This is a genomic window from Streptomyces sp. NPDC043854, from assembly GCF_056436005.1.
Window position 1 is genome coordinate 24,440 of sequence record NZ_JBWKDK010000065.1, and the last position, 8,927, is coordinate 33,366.

Below are 8,927 nucleotides of genomic sequence, written 5' to 3' on the forward strand. Positions count from 1 at the left end.
GGTGTCAGGTTTTGATGCGCCGGCGGGCGGTCTCGACGAGCTTCATGTACTTGTCCCAGTTCCACGCGGGCCCGGGGTCCTCGTGAGTGGCCAGCGGGACCTCGACATGGCCCAGGATGTGGTCCCGGTCGATCGGCACGTCGTACTTCGCGCAGATCGTGGCCGTGAGCACGGCGGATGCCTCGTACATCTCGTCGGTGTAACCAGGCTGGTCGATCCAGCCCTCGTGCTCGATGCCGATGCTCCGGTGGTTGTACCAGACGTTGCCGGAGTGCCAGGCGACATCGCGCTCGCGCACGCACTGGGCGATCCGCGTGCCGGTAGCACTGACCACGTAGTGCGCGGACACCCTCTCGGCGGGGTCCTTGAACGTGGCGATCATGATCGGCAAGAAGTCCGTTGTCAGGTGAATGACAACGTATTCGATGGGGTACGCCTCGGGACGGTTGGAGGGTGTGTAGTTGGACTCGGAGGCGTGGACCCAGATGGCGGGGGCGTAGTCCACCGTCGGGTCCCGACGCGGGGTCACAGGCGGCGGGGCAGCGACAGGGGCCTTGCGCACGGGGCCCGGCCGCGCAGCCTTCGCCTTCTCCTCGGGCCCCATCAGCCGGGGCAGTCCGACAGCGGCCAGAGCCGTACCCGCCGCGCCGGCAGCACCCCACAACAGCCGTCGCCGGCTGAGCGGGCAGTCTTCCATGGCCACTCCTCATCAGGTCGAGCAGGCAGAGGACGACGACACGCCGCGAAACGTGACATCACGTGAAATAGGCGGCACATCCCGTAATCTGATCCTTCACCAGTGCCCGCACCCCAGCAAGCCGAGCACCGCGCCAATCGGCGCACACCCGTACCCCTGACCGGGCCCGTCCCCGCCCGTCGGCGCCACCCCGTTGCACTCCATGCGGTCCGCCATGCCACCGGCCCCGGCCCCCTCGTCCCGGGCCGCCGACCGATTCCGGCGCACTCGTGGCGACACGCAAGGGTCACCGCGCCCCCGTGCCGGGGTACCGCGGCCCTCGGTCCACTCGGCCGGCCAGCACCAACGCCGCACTGCGCCCCCACCGGTCAAGCCAGCTACCCCGAGACCGTCCCGACCCCCATGCGTGACGCCCAGGGCCTGGCGGACGCGCCCAATCGGCGCTTCGACACCGTCATCATGGGGCTCGGGAGCTACCGGCCCGGTTTGGAGGCGGGCTTCAGCAGTCCTTACGCCCACCTTCGGCAGTACGTCGTGTCGAGCACGCTGGCGCCCGACACCGACCCTGCCGTTACCGTGGTCGGCTCGGATCCGCTGGCTCTGGTTCGCGAGCTGAAGCGGGAGGAGGGGCCGCAGGACATCTGGCTGTGTGGGGGCGGCCGCCTTGCCGGCGCACTGCTGCCGGAGATCGACGAGCTGATCATCAAGAGCTACCCCGTGGTTGCGGGCTCCGGGATCCCGGTGTTCAGCGGGGAGTTCAATCCCACCCTGTTCGGAGTCGTCGACCGGGTCTCGTTCGACAACGACGTCACGATTACGCGGTTCGGTCGGCAGTAACCGAGACCGACATGTGCGATCCGCGTTTGATTCGCGTGTGATCTGCGGCCGGTTTTTGGATAGGGTGAACGCGGAGGTGATCTCTGTGTCTACGGAGAACGAGCTGTTCAGTGCGGTAGATGCGCTGCTCGAGCGGGTCGCCCAGGATCCCCTGCCGCCGCCGGCCGAGCGCAAGCGGCTGCGGGAGGCCGCCGGGCTGAGCCAGGACCAGATCGCGGCTGCCCTGCAGACCCGGCGCGAGACCGTGAGCGGCTGGGAGGCCGGCCGGACCGAGCCGCGCCCGCCGAAGCGTGCCGCGTATGCCCGGCTGCTGGAGGGGCTGGCCGAGCGCTTCCCCGCCGTCGAGACCGTCCCCGTGGTCGAGAGCGTCGTCTCCGCTGCCCCGCCGGCCGTGGAAGCGACTCCCCCGGCCCCCTCGACCCCCTCGGCTCCCCCGGTACCGCCGGCTCCCCAGGTACCGCCGGCTCCCCAGGTACCGCCGGCTCCCCCGGCGACCAAGGCGCCTCCTGTCCGTCACTCGGCGCCTCCCCCGCCGCCGCGTGGCGGGCGGGAGGCGTCCGGGGCGCCGGTCGCGGCCGATGCGCGGTATCCGCACGGGCCGCTCGCCGTCGTCGACGCCGATGCCGACCGGCGGGTGGTCGCGTACTGCACCGGCGGTCTGGTGCTGGACGTACCCGCCAAGACGCTTCCGGCCCTGGTGGAGTGGACGCTCGGCGAGGCCGGCCTCGGTGCCTCGCGGCTGAATGCGAACGGGCGCGACGCCGATCCCCTGCTCGTGCTGACGGATGCCGCCGCCGAGCGGTACGGGCTGCCGCCCCGGCTGTCCGAGGAGGAGCGGCATGCCGGGCGGCTGCCGGACAGCCACAAGGTCGTCAAGCAGCTCGCGAAGGCGCAGTGGCAGCTGACGCGGCGCGGGCTCGGGCCGTGGGCGCGGATCTACCGGCCCGCGCAGGGCGGCAAGCGGTCCTGCGTCCAGTTGTGCATCCTGGGCTGGGACGCCCTCGACAGCCGGTCCTGGGGCCGGGCCGGCGAGCTGCCGCCGGCCGAGCTCGCGCGGCTGCTGGGTACATATGCGAGCCGGGTCATCACCCCGCGCGGGTCCACCGCGGTCAACGGCCTGGAGTTGATGACCGCCCTGCACCCGCCGACGCGGGCCGGCCGGCCCGACGCCGACGGCCGCCGCCACAGTGAGTACAACCCCGGCTCGCTCGGCAGCCAGCCGGTGGACTGCGCGCCGCCGGAGGCCCCGGACGGGCATCCGCTGCTCGCCCACCTGCCGCGGTTCCACCAGCGCGGGCCCGCCGAGGTCCTGCTGGAGGAGGCGTACGACTGGGCCCGGCCGCTGACCGACGAGGAGTGCCTCAAGCCGTACGTGGTCGGCATCGACGTCAACATGGCCTTCGCCGCGGGCGCGAACGGCGCCGTCGTCGGCCTCGGCGCGCCCACCCACGTCACCCGGCCCGTCTTCGACGCGAAGGTGCCCGGATCCTGGCTGGTCGATCTTTCCGGTGTGGAGCTCGACCCGCGGCTGCCGTCGCCGTTCACCCCGACCGGCGAGCGGCCCCAGGGGCCGGCCTGGTACGCCACCCCGACCGTCGCGTACGCGGTGGAGCTCGGCTACGACGTCCGCCCTGTCGAGGGCTACCTGCGCAAGGAGACCGGCCGGTACCTGGACGCCTGGTACCAGCGGCTGCGCGACGCCTACGTCGCCACCATGGCCGACCTCGGCGTCACCACCGGCATGGAACCGCAGGCCTTCCTCGACGCGATGGCCCGGCACCGGCAGGTCGACCCCGACCTCGCGCTGGTCCTCACCGCGATCAAGGCGACCGTGAAGGGCGGCATCGGCAAGCTCCGCGAACGGCCCCGGGGCGGCGGCTGGCGCCCGGGCCAGCCCTGGCCGGCGCTGCTGCGGCCGACCTGGCGCCCGGACATCCGTGCGGCCGTCATCTCCCGTACGCGGACCAACATGCACCGCAAGATGCTCAGACTCGCCGACGCCACCGGCCGCTTCCCGGTCGCCGTGCTGTCCGACTGCGTCGTGTACGCCTCCGACGGGCCCGGCCCGCTCGACGTCCTCCCCCACGAGGGCGGCAAGCCCCTCAAGGGCTGCTTCCAACTGGGCGTCTCTCCCGGCATGGTCAAGCACGAGGGCACCCAGACCGTGCTGTGGGCCGAAGGCGTCCGCGAGGAGTACGGAAGCGAACTCAACCTGGCCCGCTACATCAAGGACGGCCAGATCACCGCCAAGGACAACGGAGAGTAGGGAGAGCCCGATGCCCACGGTCGGGGAAGGACTCGAAGAAGCACTGGAACGGGCGTTCACCCGCCCCATCCCCAAGAGCGCCGGCGCCCAGGTGCGCTACCTCGTCAAGCAGTACAAGGGCCGCACCAAGGACGTCGCCCGGCTGCTCGGCATCAGCCAGCGCACCGTCGAACGGTACGTGAAGGACCAGCTCAGGCACCCCCGCCCGGAACTCGCCGCCCGCATCGAGCGGGAGGTGAAGCGGCGGTGGCAGCCGCAGGTCCGGGCCAAGGCGAGGAAGGCTGCCGCCACCACCGGCGGCATCATGATCGACACCCGTGCCCGCTTCGGCTACACCGCCGCCCCCGGCACCACCGACGACGCCCGCCTGCGCCACCTCACCGTGGCGCTCCCGCCCGCATTCGCCGGCCGCCTCTTCGAGGCCCAGGAGGCAGGGGCCACCGAGCAGCAGCTCCGGCAAATCGCCGCCGAGGGCCTCCAAGAGACCTACTTCAAGGACCACGGCCGCCGGGCTCAGGGCCTGCTCGTCGAATACACCGACCTGGAGCACGTCGAGTTCGAGCTGTAGGACGCGCCACGGGGCAGCGGAACCCGTTGGGTGCTGTGGTCGGGTAGCCGGATCACAGGTGCGTGAGCCGGAGCACGATGGTTGCGGCGGGGCAGCGCACCTGTGGACACCAGGTGGCGATGGCCGTCTTCGGGGCGGTAGCGCGAACTGGGGCAGCCACCAGGAGGCCCCGGGGGCCTGCACCAGTGCGTCGAAGATCGCAGGGCATGAGGATGAGCGGGCGTTCGTCGAGCCACATCTGGGGGAACTCATGGCCATCTCCGCCACAACATCGGCGCGCAGCGGAACCCGGTACCGCGGCGGTCTCACCGCGGCAGCCGTCTGCTGCGGGCTGCTGCTGTTCGGGCCGGCCACCGCCACCGCCGCCACCTCGCCCGCCGCCCGTGCCCAGCCGCAGCACGGGGTGCACGGCCGGGGCATGCTGGTCTCCGCCGAGAAGCTGTACACGCTCGCGACCCCGCAGGCCGTGGCCGCCGAGCTCGGCGCGGCCGGGTTCACAGCCGACACCGTCCGGCACGGCGTGGTCGCGTACCGGCTGGTCTACCGGACCGTCGATGCGTACGGACGGCTCACCACGGCAAGCGGGCTGTTCGTGCTGCCGCTCAACAGCGAGGGACGGTTGCGGGCGGTCTCCTTCGCGCACGGCACCGGCAGTCACAAGGACGATTCCCCGTCCATGCAGCGCGGCGAGTTCGTGTCCGCGCCGGTGATCGCGCACGCGGCGGCCGGTGCCGCGGGGGTCGCGCCGGACTATCTGGGGATGGGCAAGGGACCCGGTCTACACCCCTGGATGGACATCGGCTCCGAGACCACGGCATCCCTGGACATGCTGCGGGCGGCCCGCGCGTTCGCGCCCCGCACCGGACATGTGCTGGAGCGCGAGGTCATGGTCACCGGCTTCTCGCAGGGCGCCTCGGCGGCGCTGGGGCTCGGCCGGTCTCTGGAGGCGGGTGAGGACCGCTGGTTCAGGCTGGGCGCGCTGGCACCGGTCAGCGGCGCGTACGACTTCGGTGGCGCGGAGTTGCCCGCGCTGCTCGAGGGCAGGCTGGAACCCAAGTCGAGTGTGCTGTACGCGGCGTACACCCTGGTGGCGTTCAACCGGCTCCACCACATCTACGACAGCCCTGGCGAGGTCTTCCGCGCCCCTTACGACAGTACCGTCGAGGCGCTCTTCGACGGCGCCCACACGGGGGAGCAGCTGATGCGGGGCACCCCGGGCGCGCTGGACGAGCTGCTGACCGAGCACGGCCGCGAGATGCTCGCGCATCCGACGGGGCCACTGGCGGCGGCGCTGCGCACAACCGACGCCGTGTGCACCGACTGGGCCCCCCGTGCCCCGATCCGGCTCTACATGGCGACCGGGGACGAGCAGGCCGCCACGGCCAACACCGAGCATTGCCAGGCAGCTCTGCTCAGGAATGGCGTGCACGCTCCGGTCGTCGATCTCGGCGATGCCGACCACCACGGATCCCGTCACCTGGGCTCCAATGTCACGGCCACCTCGGCGATCGTGCGCTGGTTCGGTGAGCTGCGCAAGCAGTGACGGGAACGACCCGGCTCCGGGGTCCCTGCTTCTTCGGCCGGGGCCGGGGCCCCCGGCCGCGGTGCCGTCGCCGCCCGCGGACCCCATCGTGGACTCGTAGCCGTCGATCCAGGCGATGCTGTCCGGGTCCGGCAAGCGGCCTGCGCGCGTGACTGCGAGGCAGGTCAGGCGGGCCTCGGCAGGGTTCAGCGGGCGCTGCAGGCCGTCGTCGTCGACCGAGGGCGCCAGGAGGCCCTTTCGACGCGTACGGAGGGCCATTCGCGGCCCTTGGCCTTGTGTGCGGCGGAGACGGTGGCCTGCGCCGCCTCCTTGGGGGGACAGCCGGTCCCGGGCGACCTGTTCCGGGCGGTTGGTGTCCTGGGCTTCGTCCAGCAGGACGAAATCGGCCCCCGGCTGCGGCTCGGTCAGCGCCCGCAGCTTCGTGTAGTGGTCATGCTCGGACCTCAGCCGGCCGTCGAGGGAGCAGATGTCCTCCCACGCCCGGTGCGGATACGGGAGCAGGGTGCGCGCGCCAGGTCCTCCTGGCCGGTCCGAGGTCGTCCAGGCCGTTGACCCGTTCCGTGTGCCGGGCCGTCACCTGTCGGCCGGTGGTGTGGCAGAACGTGCGGACCATGCCCATGACCAGGCGTGCCTGGTGGGGGGCCTTGATCTGGCGGGAGTTGGCGTGCAGGTCGCGGGTGACGCCGAGGAGGCGGGCGGTGCCGGGCGGGGATCCCTTCCTGCCGGTGGCTGCGCCGGTGAGGACGCGGGTGGACGTCTTGCCGGATCTCGGGGCGTCTGGGTCAACCCCCCTCCCTCGGTACCCCCTCCCCCGTCCCGGGGGGACTGAAGCCCGGTGAGCGCCTTTCAGTCCCTGTTCCTTCGGTCACTGCGTAAACCTGCAGGTCGGGGGCTCGGGCAGGGACTGAGAGGGACTGAAGGGACTGAAATCTCTAGTTATGAGCCGCTCACGCATATCCAGTACTACCTACTGATTACTTACAGGCGCGCATACACGCACGCACGTAAAGGCTGGAAATAGGAATTCTGAGTCCCTTCAGTCCCTGAGGCTTGCCGGGGAGGGCTCTGACCTGCGGTTTTGTCCAGGGACTGAATGAGCAGGGACTGAACGCGAATCCGGCCGGTTCAGACCCTGGGGCGGTCGGCCCGGCTCCGGAGGCGGGTTGGGGGCCCTCGCCGGGCGCAGGGACTGAAAGGGGCTGAGGGACTGTGGGTCCGGTCGTCGGAGGGACCAGGGACTGGCGGTGGGGGTGGGTGGATGGGTGGGGGTCCCTGGATGGGTGCGGTGGGTGGGTGAGAGTGAGTCCGGCTCCGGCGAGAGGGGTGGGGGCGGTGTCGGAGGAAGGGGACGGAGGGGCGCGGAGGGACCGGAGCAGGCGTTGTGGGGCTGGGCAGGGGCCCCGTTGCGACACGCCCGGGTGCGGACCGGCTTCGGATAAGGGGCTTCTCCTGACAAACCGGTTGGAAAATGCCAGGGACTGAGGGACTGAAGGGACTGAACTTCAGATATTGAAGAGATTGCATCCCGAGCTGCGGCAGTCTCTGGGGTAGTCTCCGGCATAGTGAATCTTCAGTCCCTCTGGTCCCTGAGGCGCAGGTCAAGGAGCCTCCTCGGGGAACAGCCCCGGGACCGGAGCAGCCGCCGCTAACAATGCGTCAAGGAAGAGCCAGTGCCCGTCCATTCCGAGAACCTGCCACACGGTGAGAGTGGCAGGACGGCACAGGACGTGGCCGCCTGGCTGGCGCTGCGGGGCTACCCGGTGCACCCGCTGGCACCGGGGACCAAGACGCCCGCACCGAACTGCCCCGACTGCCGCAGCGGCCAGCACCCCCTGCAGGAATGCCCCTGCCGCGCCCGGGGCCGCTGGTGCCACGGCTTCCACGCCGCCACCACGGACCTCCGTACGGTGCTGCGCTGGTGGGAGAGCGAGCCGGGGTTCGGCGTCGGGGTCTCCTGCGGCCCGGCCCGGCTCGTGGTCATCGACGTCGACGCGCACCCCGCCGCGCTGCCCGACCGTCGGCGGCTGCTGCCCGGCATCCCCGTCGACGACCAGGTGGACCTGACCGGGCTGGAGAGCGGGTTCGACACCCTGGCGCTCCTGGCCGCGTACCGGTCCCGGCCCAACCCCTGTGAGGACACGTCGACCCTGCGCGTCCGTACGCCCTCCGGAGGCATGCACATCTGGTACCGGGCCCCCAAGGACGGTCCGCGGTTCCGGTCCTCCAGCGGATCGAGCCCCAAGGTCGCGCTCGCCTGGCAGGTCGACGTCCGGTCCGTGGGCGGCTACATCGTGGCGCCCACGACGCGTACGACCGCCGGTGTGTACGAGGCGCTGCCCGGAGCACGGCTGCCCGCGGCCCTGCCGCTGTGGCTGTCGGCCGAACTCGCCCGCACCGGGCACCTGGTCGAGACGGGCCCTGCAAAGCCGTCAGGCGGCCCTGTGGCGGCCCTTCAGAGGCTTCCGCGGGATTCGGGGCGTCCGGCCCCCGGGCGGGCCGGACAGCGCATCCTGGGCCCGCTCATCGAGGAGGTGCGCGCCTGCGGGGACAGCCCCGCGGGAACGGCCTTCAGCGAGAAGCTCAACCGGGCCGCCTTCACCGCGGGCGGGCTGGCCGCCGCGGGCCACTTCGACCCCGACGAGTGCCGCAGACTGCTCCTCGAAGCCGCGGACCACGCACGACCCCACCAGCCGCAGCGGAACCGCCTCATCGTCGAAACAGGTCTCCACGCCGGAAGCCACCGACCCATCCACCCCAAGGAACGTTCATGAGCAGCGCCGGAAGCACGGGGTTCAACGCCCAGGCCGCGGCGGAACAGCTCGCCGCGTTCGGCACGGACTCCCCCGCCGACACCGACCCCCCTGGAGACACACCCGGCGACAAGCCGCCCGCCGGCAGCGCCAAGCGCGGCCGGCGCGGGGGGGGGGGGGGGGGGGCCCCCCCCCCCGACCCCCCCCCCCCCCCCCCCCCTCCCCCCCCCCCCGCACGGCGGATGAGGCGGACGCGGCCCCGGTAC

6 protein-coding genes are annotated in these 8,927 nt (G+C 71.9%); 5 read left to right on the forward strand and 1 reads right to left on the reverse strand.

Annotation, left to right across the window (positions count from 1 at the left end):
* Positions 1 to 4 precede the first annotated feature (4 nt).
* Complete coding sequence (locus tag AC068A_RS33210; RefSeq protein WP_478589991.1) at positions 5 to 697, reverse strand: N-acetylmuramoyl-L-alanine amidase; 693 nt, start codon at positions 695 to 697, stop codon at positions 5 to 7.
* Positions 698 to 1,099: 402 nt separating this feature from the next.
* On the opposite strand from AC068A_RS33210, the gene AC068A_RS33215 reads away from it, so the two are divergent.
* The 5 genes from AC068A_RS33215 (at position 1,100) to AC068A_RS33235 (ending at position 8,682) form a co-directional block, all read left to right on the forward strand.
* Positions 1,100 to 1,534: a dihydrofolate reductase family protein gene (locus AC068A_RS33215; protein ID WP_478589992.1), complete on the forward strand. Its 435-nt coding sequence runs from the start codon at positions 1,100 to 1,102 to the stop codon at positions 1,532 to 1,534.
* Positions 1,535 to 1,619: 85 nt separating this feature from the next.
* A complete protein-coding gene (gene tap / locus AC068A_RS33220; RefSeq protein WP_478589993.1) occupies positions 1,620 to 3,800 on the forward strand; it encodes a telomere-associated protein Tap in 2,181 nt (726 codons plus the stop codon).
* A 10-nt stretch (positions 3,801 to 3,810) separates the two neighbouring features.
* A complete protein-coding gene (gene tpg, locus AC068A_RS33225; protein ID WP_478589994.1) occupies positions 3,811 to 4,368 on the forward strand; it encodes a telomere-protecting terminal protein Tpg in 558 nt (185 codons plus the stop codon).
* A gap of 250 nt (positions 4,369 to 4,618) precedes the next feature.
* Positions 4,619 to 5,911 carry a lipase gene (locus AC068A_RS33230; protein WP_478589995.1) on the forward strand — a complete coding sequence of 431 codons (1,293 nt, stop codon included), beginning with the start codon at positions 4,619 to 4,621 and terminating at the stop codon, positions 5,909 to 5,911.
* Between the two features lie 1,670 nt (positions 5,912 to 7,581).
* On the forward strand, positions 7,582 to 8,682 hold the full coding sequence (locus AC068A_RS33235) for a bifunctional DNA primase/polymerase (RefSeq protein WP_478589996.1): 1,101 nt from the start codon (positions 7,582 to 7,584) through the stop codon (positions 8,680 to 8,682).
* Positions 8,683 to 8,927: the final 245 nt, after the last annotated feature.